Genomic DNA, 23,003 nt, shown 5'->3' on the forward strand with positions numbered 1-23,003 from the left:
GCCCTGAATTTCCCCCACCCCCGCAATCCGATGCAACGACTCACCCAACCCGCATCACTCGCTTCAGGAGCCTTCGATGGAATGGTTGCATGAGATTTTCCAGAAGTCGCCCGAATCGGCGCTGTTCCTTACGCTGTCGGTCGGCTACGCCATCGGCAAGATCACCTTCGGGCGCTTCCAGCTAGGCGGCGTGGCTGGCTCGCTGCTCGCCGCGGTGGTGATCAGCCAGGTCGGCGTCGAGATCGACAACGGCGTCAAGGCCGTGATGTTCGCGGTGTTCATCTACGCGGTGGGCTATGAAAGCGGTCCGCAGTTCTTCAACTCGCTGAACCGCGGCTCGCTGCGCGAGATCGCCATGGCGGTGTTCATGGCGGTGTGCGGCCTGGTCACGGTGGTGGTGCTGGCCAGGCTGTTCCACCTCGACAAGGGCCTGGCCGCTGGCCTGGCCGCCGGCGGCATGACCCAGTCGGCGATCATCGGCACTGCGGGTGATGCCATCACCAAGCTGGGCTTGCCGCCCGACCAGGTCAAGACGCTGCAGGCCAATGTGGCGATCGGCTATGCCGTGACCTATGTGTTCGGCTCGCTGGGCGCGATCATCGTGTGCGTGAATATCCTGCCGCGCTTCATGAAGTCGGACCTGAAGACCGACGCCAAGAAGATGGAAGCCCAGCTCAGCGGCGGCCTGCCGCAGTACGGGCCGGGCCAGCGCGGCGCCCTGCCGCGCCTGGTGGGCCGGATCTTCCGCGTGACGGGTGCGGCCGGCAAGACCGTGTCGCAGATCGAGATCGGCGGCGAGGACCTGGTCACCGTGGAAAAGGTGCAGCGTGGCGGCAAGCCGCTGGACGTCAAGCAGGACCTGGTGCTGCAGGCCGACGACCTGGTGCTGCTGGTGGGCCGGCGCGATGCCATGGTGCCGACTGCCGCGCAAATCGGCGAGGAAGTGGCCGATGCCGAGGGCATGGGCGTGGTGATGCAGTCGCGCAACCTGGTGTTCACGGCCAAGGGCATGAACAACATGACCGTGGCCGAGATCGTCGACACGGTCGGCCGCGACGTGCGCCACGGCGTGTACATCGAGCGTATCGAGCGCTTCGACCATCCGCTGCCACTGCTGCCGGACCTCAAGCTGCAGCACGGCGACATCATCACGCTCTACGGCACCCCCGCCGACACCAAGCGTGCCGCCGAGATCGCCGGCTATGAGCTGGTGCCCAGCGAGAAGACGGACTTCGTCTACTTCGGCGCCGGCGTGCTGGTGGGCCTGCTGATCGGCCTGCTGGTGTGGCGCGTGAGTGCGATCCCGCTGACGCTCGGCGCCGGCGGCGGCGCGCTGCTGTCGGGCCTGGTGTTTGGCTGGGCGCGGTCCAAGCACAAGATGTACGGAGCGATGCCGACCGCGGCCTGCCAGCTGCTGAAGGACTTCGGCCTGGCCGCGTTCGTGGCCATCGTCGGCATCAACTCCGGCCTGCAGGCGGTGACCACGCTGCGCCAGAGCGGCCTGACCATCTTCCTGCTGGGCGCGGTGGTGACGCTGCTGCCGCTGTTCCTGACCATGCTGTTCGGCCGCTACGTGCTGAAGTACGACAACGCCGCCGTGCTGGCTGGCGCGCTGTCAGGCTCGCGCAGCGCCAACCCGGCCTTCGGCGGCATCCTGGACAAGGCCGAAAGCCCGGTGCCGACGGTGCCGTTCGCCATCACCTATGCCCTGGCCAACGTGCTGCTGACGCTGCTGGGACCACTGGTGGTCGGGCTCGTCTAGCGCGCGTTTCCTTCGATATCCCTCCTGCTGCGCGGGCATTCCCTCTCCACCGGCCCGCCAGCCCTACCGACAAGCGTCCACACAGGAGCAAGCCATGAGCAAGTTCGATATCTCCAAGCTGTCCAGCCTCTCCCCCTTCGAGCTGAAGGACGAGCTGATCAAGCTGGCCAGCAGCGACGCGGAACGCCTGATGCTGAACGCCGGCCGCGGCAATCCCAACTTCCTCGCCACCGTGCCGCGCCACGGCTTCTGGCAACTGGGCCTGTTTGCCATGCGCGAGTCCGAGCGCTCGTTCTCCTACATGCCCGAGGGCGTGGGCGGTTTCCCACGCCGCGAAGGCATCGAGGAACGCTTCAACCTGTTTGCGCGCGAGTTTGCCGACACCCCGGGGGTGAAGTTCCTCGCCGGAGCGGTGTCGTATGTGCGCGACCAGCTCGGCCTGAGCGCGGGTGATTTCCTCTATGAAATGTGCGAAGGCATCCTGGCCTGCAACTACCCGGTGCCGGACCGCATGCTGAAGCTGTCTGAGGTCGTGGTCGGCCAGTACATCCGCAAGGAAATGATCGGCGACCATCCGTTCATCGGCGATTTCGACCTGTTCGCGGTTGAAGGCGGCACCGCGGCGATGACCTACCTGTTCAAGTCCATTCGCGAGAACCACCTGCTCACGGCCGGCGACACCATCGCGCTGGGCATGCCGATCTTCACGCCGTATATCGAGATCCCGGAACTGAACGACTACCAGCTGGTGGAAGTGTCGGTCAATGCCGATCCAGAGTCGCACTGGCAGTATTCGAAGAAGGAGCTCGACAAGCTGCGCGACCCCAAGGTCAAGGCCTTCTTCCTGGTCAACCCGAGCAACCCGCCCTCAGTGCGCATGAGCGACGAAAGCCTGGAGTACCTGGCCTCGATCGTCAAGGAGCGCCCGGACCTGATCATCCTGACCGACGACGTCTACGGCACCTTTGCCGACAACTTCGTCTCGCTGTTCGCGATGTGCCCGAAGAACACCATCCTGGTGTACTCGTTCTCCAAGTACTTCGGCGCGACCGGCTGGCGCCTGGGCGTGATCGCCACGCACCGCGACAATATCTTCGACCTGCAGCTCGGCAAGCTGCCCGACGTGCAACGCCAGCAGCTGAACCAGCGCTACAGCTCGATCACCACCGAGCCGCAGAAGCTCAAGTTCATCGACCGCCTGGTGGCCGACAGCCGCACGGTGGCGCTGAACCACACGGCCGGCCTGTCGACCCCGCAGCAGGTGCAGATGGTGCTGTTCTCGCTGTTCTCGCTGATGGATACGCCGGACAACTACAAGAACGCGATGAAGCGGCTGATCCGCAGCCGCAAGGCCGCGCTGTACCGCGAGATCGGCATCGCGCCGGAAAGCGACGACCCGAATGCCGTGGACTACTACACGCTGCTCGATATCGAGCAGCTGGGCGGCAAGGCGATCGGTCCGGACTTCGTCAAATGGGTGATGAACTCGGTCGAGCCGAACGAATTGCTGTTCCAGCTGGCCGATGAGGCAGGCGTGGTGCTGCTGCCGGGCCGCGGCTTCGGCACGCGCCACCCGTCAGGGCGGGTGTCGCTGGCCAACCTGAATGAAGCTGACTATGCCAAGATCGGGCGCTCGATCCGCAAGTTGTTCGAAGCGTATGTGGAGAAGTACAACGCGGCGACGGGGAGCAAGGCCGACAAGAATGTCGTGAAGAAATAGGCCTTCGCTGGCGTGGCTCGCAGCCCGGCTTCAGGCCGGGCTTTTTTGTTCAGTGTTGCGTTATGCCGGGGCCGAGATGCGATCAAACCCTCAAGCGGATCCTGCGCCCGATGACACCGCAACGTTTTCCAGAATCCCCAAGCGATAACCTGAGGTAAATCGGAGATTCGATCATTTGATTAGAAGCATATTCCAGCCATTGCTATAGTTGTCTCCACTTTCCTGCGCGCAGGCCATTGGCTCTGCAGCAGGCTCAAGCCGCATTCTGGTTGCGCGGCGCCGCCAATTACCCATTCCAATAAGATCACCGCCCTTTGAAAGGGCGGATGGAGACATTCGGTCATGCAAGCTGCTGTCCCACTCAGTTCAGGCGTATCACACGCGGCGCCGTTGCTGGCCGCCGCAACCGCCATCTAGCTGCGCCCGTCCCGCCAGACAAGGGTGACGGCACAACACCGGCCACAGCGTGTCGCCAGCACGCGGGCGATCCCGGTATAGCGAAACCTCGCCACCGCTATCCACCCTCTGTCCCATTCAAAGGAATTCTCCGCGCATCAGGAGATCGGAAATGCCACCTGCGCTTCCCGCGGCCGTGCGCCGGATATTGCCGCTCGGCCTCACGCTTTGCCTCTGCATTCTCGGCGCGCGGGCCGCGCCCGGCTGGCCCGCGCAATGGCTGAGCCGCCCGATTTCCGGTACCGCCGCCGCGCACCACGTCGTGCCCTGGGTAGCCTGGCATGGGCGCCTGATGGTGCTCAGCTGGGGACTATTGCTGCCGCTCGGCATCCTGGTCGCCCGCTTCTTCAAGGTGACGCCGTCGCAAGCCTGGCCTGCCGTGCTCGATCGCAAGACCTGGTGGCGCGCCCACTTGTGGATGCAGGGCAGCGGCGTTGCGCTGATGTCGGTGGGCGTGCTGCTGGTCCTGGGCCACGGCGGCGGCATGCCCGATACGCTGGCGCGCTGGCACCACCTCGGCGGCTGGGCACTGGTAGCCTGCGCCGCGCTGCAGGTGGGCGGCGGGCTGTTGCGCGGCAGCAAGGGCGGGCCCACCAGCAACTGCCTGCGCGGCGACCACTACGACATGAGCGCGCGCCGGGTGGTGTTCGAGTGGCTGCACAAAGTCATTGGCTGGAGTTCGCTGCCGCTTGCCATCGCAACCATCGGCATCGGCCTCGCGCTGGCCGATGCGCCGCGCTGGATGCCGCTGCTGCTGGGCGCCTGGTGGCTGACGCTGGCGGCGCTCGCGCTGGCATTGCAGCGCGCGGGCTTCTGCATCGACACGTATCAGGCGATCTGGGGCCCCGATCCCAGGCACCCGGGCAATCGACGACGGCCCATCGGCTGGGGCATCACCAGCTTTCCCTCACAGCCGGCATTGTCGTCCGGCACGCACCGGCCGCAGGCGTGGCCGGCTGAACACAAGGATTAGACGTGGCAATACTGATATTCGGCGGTGCGGCAGCGATCCTGCTGTTGCTCGCCCTGATCCTGATCGCAAAGCTGCACCCCTTCCTGGCACTGATCCTGGTGGCCACGGGCGTCGCCGTCGTGGCCGGCGTACCGGTGAGCCAGATTGCCGATGCGGTGGAAGGCGGCCTGGGCAAGACCCTGGGCCATGTCGCCGTGATCATCGCCTTCGGCGCGATGATCGGACGCATGATTGAATTGTCGGGCGGCGCGCAGGTGCTGGCCAACCGGTTGATCGAGCGCTTCGGCGACAAACGCGTGCCGCTGGCCATGGCCTGTACCGCATTCGGCGTCGGCATTCCGGTGTTCTTTGAAGTCGGCGTCATGATGCTGATGCCGCTGGTCTACGGGCTCACGCGCACCCGCGGCATTCCGCTGGTGGTGATTGGCCTGCCGGTGTGCGCCGTGTTGCTGGTGGTGCATGCCCTGCTGCCGCCGCACCCGGGCATGGTGGCAGTGGCCGGGGAACTCGGCATCGAGATCGGCCGCCTGCTGCTGATCGGCCTGCCGGTCGCGCTGGTCACTGGCCTGATGACTTTCCTGGCATCGCGGCGACTGACCAGGCGGCCGTTCCATATGGCAGCCGATATCGCCGCCGAAGTGGGCCAGGCCACAGGCAGCGCCCCAAAGGTCCACGCGGCATCCGCCAGCCTGGGCAGCGGTGCGCCGCCGGGCGCCCGTCTCGTCGCCGGGCTGATCGCGCTGCCGATCGTGCTGATCCTGGCCGGGACGCTGGCCCAGGTGCTGTTGCCGCAAGGCTTCTTCGGGCGCTCGGCGCTGATGTTTCTCGGCATCCCGTACGTCGCGCTGTTGCTGGGCCTGATGCTCTGTGCCTACCTGCTGGGCACCCGTCGCGGCGCGCCGCTGGCGACGGTGTCCGAGGTGGCCGGCGCCGCCATCCCGACCGTATCGGTGGTGATCCTGATCACCGGCGCCGGCGGCGCTTTCGCCAAGATCCTGGTGTCGACCGGAATCGGCCCCGCGCTGGCGACGTCGCTGCAGTCTTCGGGTCTGCCGCTGGCCGTCCTCGCGTTCCTGCTGGCGATGCTGTTGCGCGCGGCACAGGGGCCCACCACCGTGGCGCTGATGACCACGGCCGGCATCATCGCCCCGCTGGTCGCGCAGGCTTCGCCCGGTCCCAACCATCTGGCCCTGATCGGCCTGGCGATGGGCGCGGGCGGCATGGCGGTCTCCCACGTCAACGATGCGGGCTTCTGGATCGTGACCCGGATGCTGGGCCTGAGCGTCGGCGATGGACTAAGGAGCTGGACGGTGCTGACGACGCTTGCCGGTAGCGCAGCCCTTGGCCTGATCCTCTTGCTGTGGCAGTTCGTGTAAAGACTGCTTGGGTGTCTTTGCAACGGGATAAAGGAAGACCATGGATACAGTCCGGATATTCGATGAGCGCGCACGCGAGCTGCCGCTGGCGGGCGAACGGCTCGAGCAACTGGCATGCAGGGCAACCTGGAGCGAGGGGCCGGTGTGGTTGCCCGACGAGGATGCGGTGCTGTGGAGCGACATCCCCAACGACCGCATCCTGCGCTGGAGCGCCGCGGATGGCATGTCGGTCTGGCGTACGGGCGCCGGGTTCACCAACGGCCACGCACTGGAGGCGGACGGCTCGCTGCTGCATTGCTCGCACGGAAAGCGGGCCATCGTGCGGACGCATCGCAGCGGTGCCCGCCTTGGCGAGGACGAACTGGTCGTCAGCCACTATCAGGGGCGGCGCCTGAATTCGCCCAATGACATCGTGGTCAAGCGCGATGGCACCTTGTGGTTCACCGATCCGCCGTATGGGATCCTGTCGGACCGCGAAGGCCACCGGGCCGATCCCGAGCTGCGACACAACTATGTGTTTCGCTACGATCCCGCCGTCGGTGCGCTGGAAGTCGCCAGCGACTTGATCGAGGAGCCGAACGGGCTGGCATTCTCGCCCGATGAAGACGTGCTTTATGTCTCCGATACCTCGGCGGCATTGCGCGACGATGGTCATCACCATATCGTCGCCTTCGACGTCGTTGCGGGAAGGGTGCTGGCCAACCCGCGGGTCTTCGCCGTCATCGCGCCCGGACTGCCGGACGGATTTCGCGTGGACCGGCGCGGATGGCTCTTTACCAGCAGCGCCAGCGGCGTGCAGGTTTTCCATCCGGACGGGACGCGGCTTGCGCATATTCCCGTGCCGGAGAAGGTCGGCAACCTCGTTTTCGGCGGCGCCGAGGGCGATGCCTTGTTCATCGCCGCCAGCACTTCGCTCTACCGCCTGCGGCTTGGTCAGCGCTTGACGTGAGCTGGCAGCGCTGCGCGGCAGCCATCGTGCCGCGCCAGCGCCTTAGCGCGTTTCGACGAACTCCAGCACCGTCGCCAGCATCCCTCGCAAAGCCGGCTGCAACGCCGCCGCACGCGCCTCGTCGTAGGCGAACGGATACGTCTCGCTCATGTAGGCGACTTGCGACAGCTCGAGCTGCACCGCATGCACGCCGTCCTGCGGCTTGCCGTATTGGCGCGTGATATAGCCGCCCTTGAAGCGCCCGTTGAGCACCGCGGTATGGCCGGCCACCGCGCCAGCCTGCTCAAGCAGCTGATCCGCAAGCGACGCGTCGCAGCTCTCGCCGTTGGCCGTGCCGAGGTTGAAGTCGGGCAGCCTGCCTTCGAAGAAGCGCGGCAGCACCGAGCGGATCGAATGCGCATCCCACAGCGCGATGGTGCCGTGCTCCGCCTTCAGGCGGGCCAGTTCCGCGGCCAGCGCCTGGTGGTACGGGCGCCAGATCGCATCGCGGCGCGCGGCGATTTCGGCATCGTCGGGGCCGTTGCCGTCGACGTACAGCGGCGTCTTGTCGAAGGTGTCGACCGGGCACAAGCCCGTGGTGTCCTGGCCGGGATACAGGTTGGCGTTATCGGGCGGTCGGTTCAGGTCGACCACGTAGCGCGAATGCGTGGCCACCAGCACCGACGCACCCAGCTCGCGCGCGAAGCTGTAGAGGCGTTCCAGGTGCCAGTCGGTGTCGGGCACGGTGCGCGCTTCGGCCGTCAGGCGCTGCGAGACCGAAGCCGGCAGGTGCGTGCCGACGTGCGGCATCGATACCAGCAACGGGCGCGTGCCGCGATGCAGGGTGAAGGCGGGGGTATCGGTGGAGAAGGACATTGTCTTTGCGATGCAGTGGGCGTGCGCCCGGTTTCAGTCAGTCGGCCAGCAGGCTGGCGCGCGCCGCGATGAACAGGCGCCCCGCATCCGCCTGCAGCGGATGCGCGCCATGCTGCACGCGGCTGCGCCCGGCGGTGCGGACATCCGCTAGTGTCTCATGACCATGACAGGCAAACACATGCGTGGCCAGCGCCTGCGGCCCGTCGAGGCCCGCCAGCGTCGGATGGGCGCCATCCAGCACCACGAAATCGGCCTGCTGGCCTGGCACAAGCCCCGCCACGGCGCGGCCGCTGGCACGCGTGCCGCCAGCCACGGCTTCGAGATACAGCCGGTCGGCCACCTGTGCATGCGTGTCGGAGGCCAGCACATTGCGCCGCTGCAGGCCGAGCCGCTGGCCGTATTCGAACAAGCGCAGCTCCTCGGCCACGCTGACGCTGGCATGGCTGTCGGAGCCGATGCCCCATGCGCCCTGCTGCGCCAGGTAGGGCGCGGCCTCGAACACGCCGTCGCCCAGGTTGGCCTCGGTGGTCGGGCAGATGCCGGCCACCGCGCCGCTGTGCGCCAGGCGCCGGCGCTCGTCCCAGTCCATATGGGTGGCGTGCACCAGGCACCAGCGCGCGTCGACCTCTACATGGTCGAACAGCCAGGTCACCGGGCGCGTGCCCGACCACGCGATGCAATCGTCGACCTCTTTCTGCTGCTCGGCGATATGGATATGGATGGGCGCCTGCGGGTCGATCGCCTGCAGTCCCGCCAGTGCGTGGGCGAGGCTTTCCTCCGGCACCGCGCGCAGCGAGTGCGGTGCCAGCCCCAGCCTCGCGCCGGACTGCGCGCACGCGGGGGCCAGCCGTTCCAGCAGCCGCAGCATCGCGTCGGTGTCGTGCAGGAAGCGGCGCTGCTCGGCCAGCGGCGGCTTGCCGCCAAAGCCGGCGGTCTGGTACAGCACCGGCAGCAGCGTCATGCCGATGCCAGTACGCTGGGCCGCGCGCAGCAGCCGCAGCGACATCTCGGCGGCATCGGCATAGGGCGTGCCGCCGGCATCGTGATGGACGTAGTGGAACTCGCACACGCTGGTGTAGCCCGCACGCAGCATCTCGATATAGAGCTGGGTGGCGATGGCCTCCAGCGTGTCGGGCGAGAGCCGCTGCGCGAAGCGGTACATCAGCGTGCGCCAGCTCCAGAATGAATCGGCACCCGCCGGATCGTCGCCCTGCGGGCGGCTGCGGAATTCCGTCAGGCCGGCAAAGCCGCGCTGGAACGCATGCGAGTGCAGGTTGGGCATGCCGGGCAGCACGGGACCGGCCGCATGCGGCACGCCTGCAGCTGGCTCCGTGCCGGGCTGCACGGTGGTGAAGCGGCCCTGCTCATCCCAGGCCAGCAGCACATCGCGCGCCCAGCCGGCCGGCAGCAGCGCAAACGGAGCGAAGAGTTGCGAGCCACTCATGCCGAGGCTCCTTCGTGCGCATGCACACGCCCTTGCCGCACCACCGTCGCGACCGGGTTGCGGCCGAACCAGTACGCCAGCTCGGCGGGCGAATCGATGCGCCACAGCGCGAAGTCGGCCACGCGCCCTGCTTCCAGCCGCCCGTGGCGATCCGATGCGCCCAGCGCACGCGCGGCGTGCACGGTCACGCCGGCAAGCGCTTCGGGCACGGTCAGGCGGAACAGGGTGCAGGCCATATTCATCATCAGCAGCAGCGAAGTGACCGGCGACGTACCCGGATTGTGATCGGTCGAGATTGCCATCGGCACGCCGTACTGGCGTAGCAGCGCGATCGGCGGCAGGTTGGTGTCGCGCAGGAAGTAGTAGGCGCCGGGCAGCAGCACCGCCACCGTGCCGGCCTCCGCCATCGCCGCGACGCCGGCCTCGTCGAGATGCTCGAGGTGATCGGCGGACAAGGCGCGGTGGCGAGCGGCGAGCGCGGCGCCGCCGAGGTTGCTCAGTTGCTCGGCATGCAGCTTGACGCGCACGCCATGGCGCGCCGCCGCCTCGAACACGCGCCCGGTCTGTGCAATCGAGAAACCGATCGATTCGCAGAAGGCATCGACGGCGTCGACCAGTCCTTCCCCGGCCAGTGCCGGCAGCATGGTGTTGCAGACCAGGTCGATATAGTCGTCGGCACGGCCCGCGTACTCCGGCGGCAATGCGTGCGCGCCCAGGAAGGTCGTGTAGACCGAAATCCCGAAGTGCTCGCCAAGCCGGCGCGCCACGCGCAGCTGCTTGCGCTCGGCTTCCAGGCTCAGCCCGTAGCCCGACTTGATCTCGATGGCGGTGACGCCCTCGGCCAGCAGCGGCTGCAGGCGCGCGGCGGCCTGGGCAAACAGCGTGTCTTCATCTGCGACACGCGTGGCGCGCACGGTCGAGACGATGCCGCCGCCGGCGCGCGCAATCTCTTCGTAGCCGGCGCCGGCCAGCCGCATCGCGAACTCGTCGGCGCGCTGGCCGCCGTAGACCAGGTGCGTATGGCAGTCGACCAGCCCGGGCGTGATCCATGCCCCGTGTGCATCATGGCGCGCCGCGCCGCGATAGGCATCCGGCAGGTCCGCCGTGGCACCCAGCCAGGCGATGCGCCCATGCTCCACCACCAGCGCGGCATCGCGGATCGCGTGCGCCGGATCGGCATCGGGCAGCAGGTGGCAGTTGTGCCAGACGCCGTCCGCGCTGGGCGCGGACGATACAGAGGGCAGCGTCATTGACCGGGCTCCGTCTCAAGGGTGACGCACAGGCACAGGGCCGCGTCACCCACAGGTTCAAACGATGGCGTGGATGGGGGTTCCGCAGCGCCGCAGAGCGCTCCTTCGCCCGCTTGCAGCAGCAGGCCGGCATCCTGCGCCTGCCATGCGCCGCTGACGGCCAGCAGGCAGACGGCATGGCCGCCGGTGCCAGGCACGAACCCCTGCCGGAACACCTCGACGCGCGCGCGGCAGTGGCCGCGCCGCGTCATCACGTTGAAGTCGCGCGTGACGCCGTCGATCAGCGTCGCCTGCAGGCTGGTATCGCCGGAGAAGGCGAACGGCTCGCCGATATGGTCAAGGCGATGGCTGAAGCTGGCGTCGTCCGCACGCAGCGTCACGCCGGCGCCCTCCAGCAGCACGATCTGGCGATCGATGCCGGGAAACGCCGAGAACGGCCCGTCCTGCCCGATATCGGCCACGCTCAGGCGCCACATGAAGTCATCCATGCCGGCGCCCGGCGGCCACACCGCGATCTCGCGCGTGTTGCCGCCGCCGTTCTTCCAGCGCGTGGGCGCGATCTCGGCCAGCGCGAACCGTTGAAATAGCGTCAGGCTCATGCGCCCTTCACCATCGGCAGGTTCAGGCCCTTCTCGTGCGCGCATTCGATGGCGATGTCATAGCCCGCGTCCGCATGGCGCATCACGCCGGTGGCCGGGTCGTTCCACAGCACGCGCTCGATGCGCCTGGCCGCGGCATCGGTGCCGTCGCACACGATCACCACGCCCGAATGCTGCGAGAAGCCCATGCCGACGCCGCCGCCGTGGTGCAGGCTGACCCAGGTGGCGCCGCCCGCGGTGTTCAGCAGCGCGTTGAGCAGCGGCCAGTCCGACACCGCATCCGAGCCGTCGCGCATGGCCTCGGTCTCGCGGTTGGGCGAAGCCACCGAGCCGCAGTCCAGGTGATCGCGGCCGATCACCACCGGCGCCTTCAGCTCGCCCGACTTGACCATCTCGTTGAAGGCCAGGCCGGCGCGGTGGCGTTCATCCAGCCCCACCCAGCAGATGCGCGCGGGCAGGCCCTGGAAGGCGATGCGGTCGTGCGCCATGTCGAGCCAGCGGTGCAGGTGCTTGTCCTCGGGGAACAGCTCCTTCATCTTGGCATCGGTCTTGTAGATATCTTCCGGATCGCCCGACAGCGCGACCCAGCGGAACGGGCCCTTGCCGCGGCAGAACAGCGGACGGATATAGGCCGGCACGAAGCCCGGGAAATCAAAGGCGTTCTTCACGCCCTCGTCGAACGCGACCTGGCGGATATTGTTGCCATAGTCGACCGTCGGCACGCCCATCTTCTGGAAGTCGAGCATGGCCTGCACGTGCTTGACGATGGATGGGCGCGCGGCGGCTTCCACCGACTTGGGATCCTGCGTGCGCGCCGCTTCCCATTGAGCGACGGTCCAACCGGCCGGCAGGTAGCCGTTGACCAGGTCGTGCGCCGAGGTCTGGTCGGTAACGATGTCCGGGCGCATGCCGCCGGCCTGCGCGCGCTTGACCAGTTCCGGCAGGATCTCGGCGGCGTTGCCGAGCAGGCCGACCGAGATCGCTTCCCTCTTCTGCGTGGCCTCGGCGATCATCGCCAGCGCTTCATCCAGCGTGGTGGCCTTCTTGTCGACATAACGCGTGCGCAGGCGGAAATCGATGCGCGACTCCTGGCACTCGATCGCCAGCACGCAGGCGCCGGCGAGCACGCCCGCCAGCGGCTGCGCGCCGCCCATGCCGCCCAGGCCGGCGGTCAGGATCCACTTGCCCGACAGGTCGCCGTTGTAGTGCTGGCGGCCGGCCTCGACAAAGGTCTCGTAGGTGCCCTGCACGATGCCCTGCGTGCCGATGTAGATCCACGAGCCCGCCGTCATCTGGCCGTACATCATCAGGCCGGCGCGGTCCAGCTCGTTGAACTTGTCCCAGTTGGCCCAGTGCGGCACCAGGTTGGAGTTGGCGATCAGCACGCGCGGCGCATCGGCATGGGTGCGGAACACGCCCACCGGCTTGCCCGACTGCACCAGCAGCGACTCGTCCTCACCCAGGCGGCGCAGGCTGTCCAGGATGGCGTCGAAGCACTCCCAGTTGCGCGCCGCCTTGCCAATACCGCCGTAGACCACCAGGTCCTGCGGACGCTCGGCCACGTCCGGGTCGAGGTTGTTCTGGATCATGCGGTAGGCGGCTTCGATCAGCCAGTTCTTGCAGTGCAGCTGGCTGCCGCGCGGGGCGCGGATTTCGCGCTGGCCGCGCTGGATGAATTGGTTTTCGTTGGCGTTCATGTCTTGTTCTCCTGCTGCGGGTCTGGTCTGGCAGTGTCGGCGCGGGGCGCGTTACGACAGGTTGGTCGGCAGGATCGCGCGCACGGCATCGGGCCAGCCGGCGCCGGCATCGCCCTGCACCACCCATTGCTTCATCGCTTCGATATCCGGTGCCAGGTAGCGGTCCTCTTCGACAAAGGCCACGCGCGCACGGATGCGGGCCAGTTCCTGCTCCACCAGCGGCGACGACTTCAGCGGGCGGTGGAACTCGATGCCCTGCGCCGCGGCCATGGCCTCGATGCCGACCACGACTGCGGTGTTGGCGGCCATCTCGCCCAGGCGGCGCGCACCGTAGGTGGCCATCGACACATGGTCTTCCTGGTTGGCCGAGGTCGGCAGGCTGTCGACGCTGGACGGATGCGCCAGCGCCTTGTTCTCGGAGGCCAGCGCGGCCGCGGTTACCTGCGCAATCATGAAGCCCGAGTTCAGGCCGCCGTCGCGCACCAGGAACGGCGGCAGGCCCGACAGCCCGGTATCGAGCAGCAGCGCCAGGCGGCGTTCGGAAATCGCGCCGATCTCGGCAATCGCCAGCGCGATGATGTCGGCGGCAAATGCCACCGGCTCGGCGTGGAAGTTGCCGCCCGAGACCACGTCGCCCTGCGCGGAGAACACCAGCGGGTTGTCCGAGGCGGCGTTGGACTCGATCTGCAGGATGCGCGCGGCGTGCTGCAGGTTGTCCAGGCACGCGCCCATCACCTGCGGCTGGCAGCGGATCGAGTACGGGTCCTGCACGCGGCCGCAGGTCTTGTGCGAGTCGACGATCTCGCTGCCGTCCAGCATCGCGCGCACGGCGCCGGCCACGGCGATCTGGCCGGCCTGGCCGCGCGCCTCATGGATGCGGGCGTCGAACGGCTTGACCGAGCCCTTGATCGCTTCCAGCGACAGCGCGCCCGCCACCAGTCCGGCGGCAAAGGCGTCTTCGGCGGCGAACAGGCCGGCCAGCGCCAGCGCGGTCGACACCTGGGTGCCGTTGAGCAGCGCCAGGCCTTCCTTGGGGCCCAGCTCGAAGGCCTGCAGGCCGGCGTGCGCCAGGCCCTCGGCGGCGGGCACGCGCTTGCCGTCGACCAGCACGTCGCCCACGCCGATCAGCGTGCACGACATATGCGCCAGCGGCGCCAGGTCGCCCGAGGCGCCGACCGACCCCTTGGCCGGGATGCACGGCGTCACGCCGTGGTTGGCCAGCGCCAGCAGCGCCTCGATCAGTTCCGGGCGCACACCCGAATGGCCGCGCGCCAGACTCACGGCCTTGATCGCCAGGATCAGGCGCACCGTGTCTTCGGCCAGGTCCGGGCCGGTGCCGACGCTGTGCGACAGCACCAGGTTGCGCTGCAGCTGCGCCAGCTTGTCATTGGGGATGCGGGTCTGCGCCAGCTTGCCGAAGCCGGTATTGATGCCGTAGACCACGGCATCGGCGTCGATGATGTCCTGCACCGTGGCCTGCGCGGCGCGCACGCCGGCCCAGGCCGATTCGGCCATGGCCAGGCGCACTTCGCCGCGGTAGATGCGGCGCAGGTCGGCCAGGGTGACTTGGCCCGGCTGCAGGGTCAGCAGCGGGCGGGAAGCTTGGTCGTCGTGTTGGCTGGCGCTCATTTGTATGTTCCTGTCTATACAGCTTAGAGTAAAAAGTTGAACCATGCGGCCGGATCCTGTGGATTCAGCCGAAAGCAGGGTTGCCGTCGGCGCGGAAGCGGCTGCCGAGGCGGTAGCGGTTGCCCGGATGCAGGCAGCGCACAAAGGTCACCGGCACGCCGTTGGTCCAGGTGCGGCGCGTCAGCATCAGGCAAGGTTGCGTGGGCGGCATTTCCAGTTGCGCGGCCTGCTCCGGCGTCGCGGCAATGGCATCGACCACGTGCTCTACCTGATCGTAGGGCACATGGCGCAGCAGGTATTCGCCGGGCTGGGTCTCGCTGAAGTCCTGGCTGATGAAGTCCGGCGCCACGCGCGCATTGACGTAGCGGTCCTCCAGCTGCACCGGCACGCCGTCCTCGCGATGCACGCAGACCGAGTGGTACACCGACTCGCCGGTGCGCAGCTCCAGCGCGGCGGCCACCTCGATCGATGCCGACACACGCTCCACCAGGATCACGTCGCAGGCATAGTCATGGCCGCGCATGCGGATCTCGTCCTGCAGGTTGACCACGGACAGCAGCGTCGACTGCGGCTTGTGCTCCGCCACGAAGGTGCCCACGCCGGCAACCCGCACCACCCGGCCCTGCTCCTGCAGCTCGCGCAGCGCCCGGTTGACGGTCATGCGCGAGACGCCGAAGCGGTTCACCAGCTCCTGCTCCGACGGCACCCGGTCGCCCGGCTGCCACGCGCCGCTCTGGATCTGGCGGGCAATGTACTCCTTCACCTGCTGGTAGAGCGCGGTGGGAGAGGCAGAAGCGGAAGAGGCGGTGCCGGCGGCGTGGTTCATGGCGTTGGTTGGATGCCTAGTGCTCGGCCGAGGCCATGGCCTCGGCGCGGATCTCCTCGGTCAGCCGCGCCTTGAGCGCGGAGAACTCCGGAGTGGTCTTGACGGTGTAATGGCGCGGATGCGGGAAATCCACCGCGATCTCGCTCTTGATCCGACCCGGCCTGGCAGAAAACACCGCCACCCGGTTGGCCATGAAAATGGCCTCGTCGATATCATGGGTCACGAATAATACCGTCTTGCGCGACGCCTCCCATATTCCCAGCAGCAACTCCTGCATCAGCACGCGGGTCTGGTTGTCGAGCGCGCCGAAGGGTTCGTCGAGCAGCAGGATCTTGGGATCGTTGGCCAGCGCGCGCGCAATCGCGGTGCGCTGCTGCATGCCGCCCGACAGCTGCTTGGGGAAATGGTGCTCGAAGCCGCGCAGTCCCACACGCTGGATAAAGAAGTCGCTGCGCTCCTTCTGCTCGGCGGCGCTCATGCCGCGCTCGCGCAAGCCGAAGCGCACGTTCTGCTCGATCGTCAGCCACGGGAACAGCGTGTACGACTGGAACACCATGCCGCGGTCCGCGCCGGGGGCGGACACCGGCTGGCCGTCCAGCAGCACGCGGCCGCTGGAGGGCGTATCCAGCCCCGCGACGATGCGCAGCAGCGTGGACTTGCCGCAGCCCGAAGGCCCGAGGATGGTGACGAAGTCATTGTCGCGGACCTCGAAGTCGACCGGCTGCAGCGCCAGGGTCTGGCCGCCGCGCGGGTTGGAGAAGGTGCGCGAGACCTGCTGGATGGACAGTGCGCTCATTGGATCGAACTCCACGGGAACAGGCGCTGGTTGGCGCGCTTGAAGACAAGGTCCGAGACCAGGCCGATGCAGCCGATCACGATGATGCCGAAGATGATCTGCCCGGTATTGAGCAGCGCCTGGCTGTCGGTGATCATGTGCCCGATGCCCGACGACGAGCCGATCAGCTCGGCCACGATCACGTAGGTCCAGGCCCAGCCCAGCACCAGCCGCAGGATCTCGGCAATCTCGGGCGCGGCGCCGGGGATCAGCACGCGCCGCACGATGCCGGCGCTGTTGGCGCCCAGCGTGTAGGCCGCCTCCACCAGGTCCTTGCGCGCGCCGCCGACGGCCACCGCCACCATCAGCACGATCTGAAAGAACGAGCCGATGAAGATCACCAGCAGCTTCTGGGTCTCGCCGATGCCGGCCCACAGGATCAGCAGCGGGATAAAGGCCGACGCGGGCAGGTAGCGGCAGAACGACACGAAGGGCTCGAAGAACGCCTCGGCCGCCTTGTACGCGCCCATGAAGATGCCCAGCGGCACCGCCAGCACCGCCGCCAGCACGAAGCCGCCGACCACGCGCCACACGGTCATGCCGATGTCGCCGATGAAGTTGTGCTCGGTGAACAGGATGAAGCCCTCTTTGGCCATCGTCATCGGATCGGCCAGGAACGTGCGCGGCACGAAGCCGCCCAGCGTTACCACGGCCCAGATGCCGAAGAACAGCACGAAGAAGGACAGGCCCAGCATCCAGCGCGTGTTGGGCGCCACCGGCACCAGCGGGGCCAGCCACGGGTGGCGCCGGCGCACCGGCGCCGCCGCTGCGGCAGGGACCGCCGCGGCAGCGGCCGGGGCGGGTGTTCCAAGTCTGGCTTGCGTCATGACGTCACGCCTCCTGAAGACTGTCGGTTACTTGAGGAAACGCGCGTCATACAGCGCCGTCACGTCCGGCACCTGGCGGATCACGCCGATTTCCAGCAGCACCGCCGCAGCTTCCTTGCTGAAGCTGGCAAGCTCGCCGGCAAAGAACTTGCGGTTGGCCTCGCGGTCCTGCCAGCGCAGGTAGGCGGAGGACTTGGCGAACTGCTCGCCGGTCTGCTTGACCGCAGCGCCCATGATGTCGTTGGCCTTGGCCGGCTCCTTCCGGATCATCTCCAGGGCCTCGAAGTAGCTGTCGACCAGCGCCTGCGCGGCCTTGGGATTCTCTTTAAGCCACTTCGGCGCGCAGCCCAGCGTATCGGTCACCATCGGGTAGTCGAGCGTGGTCGCCAGGATCTTGCCCTTGTCCGGGTTCTGGCGCACCGTCGACAGATACGGCTCATAGGTCATGGCGCCGTCGTTCTGGCCGGCCACGAAGGCCTGCGCGGCCGCCTGCGGCGACAGCGTGGTGGTCTTGATGTCCTTGAGCGTCATGCCGTTCTTCTTCAGCATCCAGGCCAGGCCGAAATACGGCGCGGTGCCCGGCGCATCGACGCCGATGGTCTTGCCCTTCAGGTCGGCAAAGCTCTTGACGTCGCTGCGCACGGCCAGGCCGTCGGCGCCGTAGGACTTGTCGAGCTGCACGATCTGGGTGATGGGCACGCCGTTGGCGTTCCAGGCCACATGCGTTTCCACCGTGGTGGCCGCGCACTGGATCGCGCCCGAGGCCAGCGCCAGGTGGCGGTCCTTCTGCGGGATCATCTTGATGTCGACGTCCACGCCATGCTTCTTGAAGATGCCGGCCTTGTCGGCCAGCGTCAGCGGCGCGAAACCGGTCCAGCCGCTCATGCCCAGCGTGACCTGGGCATTCTGCGCCTGGGCCGCACCGGCCCCCAATGCCGCAACCAGCACCGCGGCCTGCACTGCCATCCGACCGCGAATCCTGCTGTGATTCCTCATCTGTACGCTCCTTTGGTGTGTCCGTCGACGGCAGGCCATGCGTGTGGCCGCGCTCGTTTTCGGACATTAAACAGTACCTGTATATACAAGTCAACGTAGGGCTTCCACCAAGCATCCAGGCGGATAAACACCTTGAAAGGCGCTTTCCAGCGGAGATTTCTCAACAGACCTCGCACCGGTCCGGTTCACGGATGGTGGTGCCGGCACCAGGCCGGGGCAGCGAAAGTGTTGTTGTATAGACAGGAGTAAAACGACGCACAGGGGCAGCAAGCCCCGTGCCAGCGGCACGAGCCCATTGGCCAGGTGGTCAGGCGTCGAAGAAGGAAGTGACGGTGGGATAACGCAGCCGCAGGCGCAGCTCGCGTTTCAGGCGGCGGTTGTCAAGGCGGCGCGATTCGCTCATGAAGCTCAGCAGCGTCTTGTCGATCACTTCACGCGCCTCGCCACGCGTGATCCGCGGCGGGCGCGGCAGGCCGCGGCGGTCCGCGACCAGGTCGAAGTAATCGGCCATGCGCAGCTCGGTGTCGTCGCTGGCATGGACCACGCGCTGCGCGCGGCCGCGGAACAGCGCCGCGACCATGGTGCGCGCCAGGTCGTCGGCATGGATATGGCTGGTGTAGACATCGTCCTGCGGCACCAGCGCGGGCGTGCCGCGGTGCAGGCGCGCCAGCGGCAGGCGGTCTTCGGCATAAATGCCGGGGATGCGCACGATGCTGGCACGCCAGCCGGCATCGCGGCCGAAGCCGCGCACTGCCTGCTCGGCGGCCACGCGGCGGCGCGCGCGGGCGGTCTGGGGCCGCACGGCGTGGAATTCCGAGACCCGGGCGCCCTGCCGGTCGCCGTACACGCCCGACGTGCTGGCGTAGACAAACGCAGCGCGGGGCCTGCCCCGGTCGGGTAGAATGGCGGGCTCGCCGGGAAGCATGCCGGCCGACGTCCTGGCCTTGCGCCAGGCCGCCCGGCGCAAGGCGGCGAGCAAGGCACGCGTGCGCGGATCGCCTTCGCCCTGCCCGGGCGGCGGCGCCAGGTCCAGCACCTGCGTGGCCAGCCCATGCAGCCGTGCCAGCGTGGCCGGCCGGTCCAGGTCCGCCACCAGCGGCACCGCGCCGGCGGCGCGCAGTTCAGCCCGGCGCGCCGGCTGTGAGGTCACGGCAAAGACACGCATGCGCGACGACAGGATTCGCAGGCAGCGCGTCCCCACATCCCCGCAGCCGACGATCAACAGGCGCGGGCGGCCCAGCCGGCGCGAAGGCGCCGGCAGCCGCGGGACTTGTGGGAGGCGCGAGGGCTGCAGCTTCGACAGAATTTGGCTCATAGACCGATTATGGCTTATCAAGTAACCGTCATGCCCAGCGGCCACAAGTTTGAAGTGGCAGCGGACGAAACCATCCTCGGCGCGGCCCTGCGCCACAGCATCGGGCTGCCCTACGGCTGCAAGAACGGCGCCTGCGGCTCGTGCAAGGGCCGCGTGCTCGAAGGCACCATCGTGCAGGGCGACCACGCCCCGGCGGCACTGACCGCGCAGGAGAAAACCGAGGGCCGCGCCCTGTTCTGCTGCGCCAACGCCGCCTCGGACGTCACCATCGAGTGCCGCGAGGTCCACGGCGCGGGCGACATCCCGATCAAGAAGGTGCCGTGCCGCGTGACCGCGATCGAGCGCCTGGCCGACGACGTGATCGCCATCAAGCTGCAGCTGCCGGCGACCGAGCGCATGCAGTACCTGGCCGGCCAGTACGTGGAATTCCTGCTGCGCGACGGCAAGCGCCGCAGCTATTCGATCGCCACGCCGCCGCATGAAGACGGCCCGATCGAACTGCATATCCGCCATATGCCCGGCGGCGCCTTCACCGACTATGTTTTCGGCGCCAGGGAAGGCCAGCCGGCCATGAAGGAGCGCGACATCCTGCGCTTCGAGGGCCCGCTGGGCAGCTTCTTCCTGCGCGAGGAGTCCGAGGCCCCGATTATCCTGCTGGCTTCCGGCACCGGCTTTGCGCCGATCAAGGCCATCGTCGAGCACGCCGCCTACACCGGCATCCAGCGCCCGATGACCCTGTACTGGGGCGGCCGCCGGCCCAAGGACCTGTACATGCACGCGCTGTGTGAGCAGTGGGCGCGCGAGCTGCCCAACTTCCGCTACGTGCCGGTGATCTCCGACGCGCTGCCTGAAGACAACTGGCAGGGCCGCACCGGCTTTGTCCACCAGGCCGTGATCGCCGACCATCCCGACCTGTCGGGCCACGAGGTCTATGCCTGCGGCGCCCCGGTGATGATCAATGCCGCGCGCGGCGACTTCACTCGCCAGTGCAAGCTGCACGAGGACGCGTTCTTCGCCGACTCGTTCACCTCCGAGGCCGACATGCACCCGGCCACTCCCGCGGCCTGAGGCCGCCCGAGAGCCGTTCCCTCAGCGCAACAATGCCCGGGCCAGCCAAAATTCGTTTTGACACCCGGGCGCATGCGCCTTATATTTGCCCGCATGCACATGACCTTCAACCGACGCCGCAGCTTCCGTACGTCGCTCCCCGCTGGGGTGCCGCGCGGCTGACCGTCGACTGCGTCTGTTCATGTCAACGAGCCACGGGCAACCCCCGTGGCTTTTTGTTTTTGTCCCGGTTGTTACGCCCGTCCGTCCATCGTTTAAAGCCGACCCCTGGAGTCCGCCATGGCATTTGCTGAGTATCCCGTCCAATCCCTGATGTACATCACCAACCGGCCCGAGCTCGTGTTCACCGAGGGCAAGGGCTCCTGGCTGACGGATCACAACGGCAAGCGATACCTGGACTTCGTGCAGGGCTGGGCAGTGAACTGTCTGGGCCATTCCAACCAGGGCATGATCGACGCGCTGGTGGCCCAGTCGCACCGGCTGATCAACCCGAGCCCGGCCTTCTACAACGAGCCGATGCTCAAGCTGGCCCGGCAGCTGACCGACCACAGCTGCTTCGACAAGGTCTTCTTCGCCAACAGCGGCGCCGAGGCCAACGAAGGCGCGATCAAGCTGGCGCGCAAATGGGGCCGCAAGCACAAGGACGGCGCCTTCGAGATCATCACCATGGACCACAGCTTCCATGGCCGCACGCTCGCCACCATGAGCGCGTCGGGCAAGGCCGGCTGGGACACCATCTTTGCGCCGCAGGTGCCGGGCTTCCCGCGCGCCGATCTCAACGACCTGGCCTCGGTGGAGAAGCTGATCACCGACAAGACCGTCGGCATCATGCTGGAACCGGTGCAGGGCGAAGGCGGCGTGATCCCCGCCACGCGCGAGTTCATGCAGGGCCTGCGCGCGCTGGCCGACAAGCACAGGCTGCTGCTGATCGTCGATGAAGTGCAAACCGGCTGCGGCCGCTGCGGCACCCTGTTCGCCTACGAGCTGGCAGGCGTGGAGCCGGACATCATGACGCTGGGCAAGGGCATCGGCGGCGGCGTGCCGCTGTCGGCGCTGCTGTGCAAGGCCGAGGTCGCCAGCTTCGAGGCCGGCGACCAGGGCGGCACCTACAACGGCAACCCGCTGATGACCGCGGTGGGCAGCGCCGTGATCGAGCAGCTGACCGCGCCGGGGTTCCTCGACGACGTCAAGGCCAAGGGCGAATACCTGCGGGAACAGCTGCTGGCGCTGTCCGCCGAGTTCGGCCTGGCCGGCGAACGCGGCGACGGCCTGCTGCGCGCGCTGATGCTGGGCAAGGACATCGGCCCGCAACTGGTGGAAGAAGCCCGCGACATGGTGCCGCAAGGCCTGCTGCTGAACGCACCGCGCGCCAACCTGCTGCGCTTCATGCCCGCGCTGAACGTGACGCGTGAAGAGATCGACCAGATGATCGGCATGCTGCGCACGCTGCTGAAGAAGCTGGCCTGAGTCCTGGTCATTCGCCAGACGGAAAAAAAGCCTCGCGCGCGCGAGGCTTTTTTCTTTGTGGTGCCGCAGAGGAGTGAGGGAGAGAGCCAGCGCCGCAGAACCCGCGCACACCAGCCTGAGCAGGCGTTGCGCGGGGCCCCGCGGCAAGGGGAAAGGCCTTGCGCCTGCGTGCGCCTGCCCTCTCCCTCACCCCTCTTGCGGCGGGGTGGGAGGCGGCAGCGCGCCTTACTCGCCCAGGTAGGCGGCCCGCACCTTGGGATCGTCGAGCATCTGCTTGGCGTCCCCGCTCATGGTGATCAGGCCCGACTCCATCACGTAGCCGCGGTGGGCAGCCTGCAGCGCCAGGCGCGCGTTCTGCTCCACCAGCAGCACGGTCACGCCCTGTGCCGAGATGTCGCGCACGACCTCGAAGATCTTCTCGACCATGATCGGCGACAGGCCCATCGACGGCTCGTCCAGCAGCAGCACCTTGGGCTGGCTCATCAGCGCGCGCGCCATTGCCAGCATCTGCTGCTCGCCGCCGGACATGGTGCCCGCCAGCTGGTTGGCGCGTTCCTTCAGGCGCGGGAAGATGCCGAACATGCGCTCGACGTCGGCCTTGATGCCGGCGTCGTCGTTGCGCGTGTAGGCGCCCATCTGCAGGTTCTCGGTGATGGTCATGCGCGCGAACACGCCGCGGCCTTCCGGCACCATCGCCAGGCCCTGCTTGAGCAGCGCGTAGCTGGGCACGCCCTTGATCGACTTGCCCATGTATTCCACGTCGCCGCTGGCCCAGCCCTGCAGGCCGGTGATGGCCTTCATGGTGGTGGTCTTGCCGGCGCCGTTGGCGCCGATCAGCGTCACCAGCTCGCCGTCCCGGATTTCCAGGTCAATGCCCTTGACGGCCTGGATGCCGCCGTACGCGACCTTGAGGCCGGAGATCTTCAGTACTGTCTGTGTCATTGCTTGTCCTCCGGCCA

The 23,003-nt window shown here is 67.6% G+C and carries 19 protein-coding genes; 7 read left to right on the forward strand and 12 right to left on the reverse strand.

What is annotated here, in order from left to right; genetic code table 11:
* Positions 1–76: 76 nt before the first annotated feature.
* The 5 genes from aspT to AC3WRR_RS21325 all read left to right on the forward strand — a co-directional run bounded on the left by aspT (position 77) and on the right by AC3WRR_RS21325 (position 7,236).
* A complete protein-coding gene (gene aspT / locus AC3WRR_RS21305) occupies positions 77–1,762 on the forward strand; it encodes an aspartate-alanine antiporter (protein WP_492298076.1) in 1,686 nt (561 codons plus the stop codon).
* A gap of 94 nt (positions 1,763–1,856) precedes the next feature.
* Complete coding sequence (locus tag AC3WRR_RS21310; RefSeq protein ID WP_492298078.1) at positions 1,857–3,482, forward strand: bifunctional aspartate transaminase/aspartate 4-decarboxylase; 1,626 nt, start codon at positions 1,857–1,859, stop codon at positions 3,480–3,482.
* Positions 3,483–4,050: 568 nt separating this feature from the next.
* On the forward strand, positions 4,051–4,911 hold the full coding sequence (locus AC3WRR_RS21315) for a cytochrome b561 domain-containing protein (RefSeq protein WP_492298080.1): 861 nt from the start codon (positions 4,051–4,053) through the stop codon (positions 4,909–4,911).
* A 2-nt stretch (positions 4,912–4,913) separates the two neighbouring features.
* Positions 4,914–6,287, forward strand: a complete 1,374-nt coding sequence (locus AC3WRR_RS21320; RefSeq protein WP_492298082.1) for a GntT/GntP/DsdX family permease — start codon at positions 4,914–4,916, stop codon at positions 6,285–6,287.
* Between the two features lie 40 nt (positions 6,288–6,327).
* Positions 6,328–7,236 carry an SMP-30/gluconolactonase/LRE family protein gene (locus AC3WRR_RS21325; protein WP_010814958.1) on the forward strand — a complete coding sequence of 303 codons (909 nt, stop codon included), beginning with the start codon at positions 6,328–6,330 and terminating at the stop codon, positions 7,234–7,236.
* A 42-nt stretch (positions 7,237–7,278) separates the two neighbouring features.
* Here the strand turns inward: AC3WRR_RS21325 and hutG are convergent, their stop codons facing one another.
* The 11 genes from hutG to AC3WRR_RS21380 form a co-directional block, all read right to left on the reverse strand.
* Entirely contained in the window at positions 7,279–8,091 is an 813-nt protein-coding gene (gene hutG, locus AC3WRR_RS21330; protein WP_492298084.1) for an N-formylglutamate deformylase, read from the reverse strand.
* Positions 8,092–8,128: 37 nt separating this feature from the next.
* Positions 8,129–9,535 (reverse strand): formimidoylglutamate deiminase, encoded by a 1,407-nt coding sequence (locus tag AC3WRR_RS21335; protein ID WP_492298085.1) that lies wholly within the window; start codon positions 9,533–9,535, stop codon positions 8,129–8,131.
* Positions 9,532–10,785: an imidazolonepropionase gene (hutI, locus tag AC3WRR_RS21340; protein WP_492298087.1), complete on the reverse strand. Its 1,254-nt coding sequence runs from the start codon at positions 10,783–10,785 to the stop codon at positions 9,532–9,534. Before hutI ends, AC3WRR_RS21335 begins: the two co-directional genes overlap by 4 nt.
* Complete coding sequence (locus AC3WRR_RS21345) at positions 10,782–11,384, reverse strand: HutD/Ves family protein (RefSeq protein ID WP_010814962.1); 603 nt, start codon at positions 11,382–11,384, stop codon at positions 10,782–10,784. Before AC3WRR_RS21345 ends, hutI begins: the two co-directional genes overlap by 4 nt.
* Positions 11,381–13,081 (reverse strand): urocanate hydratase, encoded by a 1,701-nt coding sequence (gene hutU / locus AC3WRR_RS21350; protein WP_492298089.1) that lies wholly within the window; start codon positions 13,079–13,081, stop codon positions 11,381–11,383. Before hutU ends, AC3WRR_RS21345 begins: the two co-directional genes overlap by 4 nt.
* 51 nt (positions 13,082–13,132) lie before the next feature.
* On the reverse strand, positions 13,133–14,710 hold the full coding sequence (gene hutH / locus AC3WRR_RS21355) for a histidine ammonia-lyase (RefSeq protein WP_010814964.1): 1,578 nt from the start codon (positions 14,708–14,710) through the stop codon (positions 13,133–13,135).
* Positions 14,711–14,774: 64 nt separating this feature from the next.
* The gene (hutC, locus tag AC3WRR_RS21360; protein WP_010814965.1) at positions 14,775–15,536 is read right to left on the reverse strand and encodes a histidine utilization transcriptional repressor HutC; all 762 of its coding nucleotides are present in this window, start codon (positions 15,534–15,536) and stop codon (positions 14,775–14,777) included.
* A gap of 16 nt (positions 15,537–15,552) precedes the next feature.
* Positions 15,553–16,332, reverse strand: coding sequence for an ABC transporter ATP-binding protein (locus AC3WRR_RS21365; RefSeq protein WP_010814966.1), 780 nt, complete (start codon positions 16,330–16,332; stop codon positions 15,553–15,555).
* Complete coding sequence (locus tag AC3WRR_RS21370; RefSeq protein ID WP_010814967.1) at positions 16,329–17,198, reverse strand: ABC transporter permease; 870 nt, start codon at positions 17,196–17,198, stop codon at positions 16,329–16,331. Before AC3WRR_RS21370 ends, AC3WRR_RS21365 begins: the two co-directional genes overlap by 4 nt.
* Positions 17,199–17,225: 27 nt before the next feature.
* Positions 17,226–18,194, reverse strand: coding sequence for an ABC transporter substrate-binding protein (locus AC3WRR_RS21375; RefSeq protein ID WP_037023534.1), 969 nt, complete (start codon positions 18,192–18,194; stop codon positions 17,226–17,228).
* Between the two features lie 307 nt (positions 18,195–18,501).
* Positions 18,502–19,509, reverse strand: a complete 1,008-nt coding sequence (locus AC3WRR_RS21380; protein WP_010814969.1) for an NAD-dependent epimerase/dehydratase family protein — start codon at positions 19,507–19,509, stop codon at positions 18,502–18,504.
* 9 nt (positions 19,510–19,518) lie between these two features.
* Between AC3WRR_RS21380 and AC3WRR_RS21385 the strand changes: the two genes are divergently transcribed.
* Both AC3WRR_RS21385 and AC3WRR_RS21390 read left to right on the forward strand, forming a co-directional pair.
* Positions 19,519–20,577: a CDP-6-deoxy-delta-3,4-glucoseen reductase gene (locus AC3WRR_RS21385; protein WP_010814970.1), complete on the forward strand. Its 1,059-nt coding sequence runs from the start codon at positions 19,519–19,521 to the stop codon at positions 20,575–20,577.
* A 279-nt stretch (positions 20,578–20,856) separates the two neighbouring features.
* Positions 20,857–22,044, forward strand: coding sequence for an acetylornithine transaminase (locus tag AC3WRR_RS21390; RefSeq protein ID WP_010814971.1), 1,188 nt, complete (start codon positions 20,857–20,859; stop codon positions 22,042–22,044).
* Between the two features lie 225 nt (positions 22,045–22,269).
* Here AC3WRR_RS21390 and AC3WRR_RS21395 read toward each other — a convergent pair whose 3' ends face one another.
* Positions 22,270–22,986 carry an ABC transporter ATP-binding protein gene (locus AC3WRR_RS21395; RefSeq protein ID WP_010814972.1) on the reverse strand — a complete coding sequence of 239 codons (717 nt, stop codon included), beginning with the start codon at positions 22,984–22,986 and terminating at the stop codon, positions 22,270–22,272.
* Between the last annotated feature and the right edge of the window lie 17 nt (positions 22,987–23,003).

The organism is Cupriavidus sp. FW305-3-2-15-C-LB2, assembly GCF_058787575.1.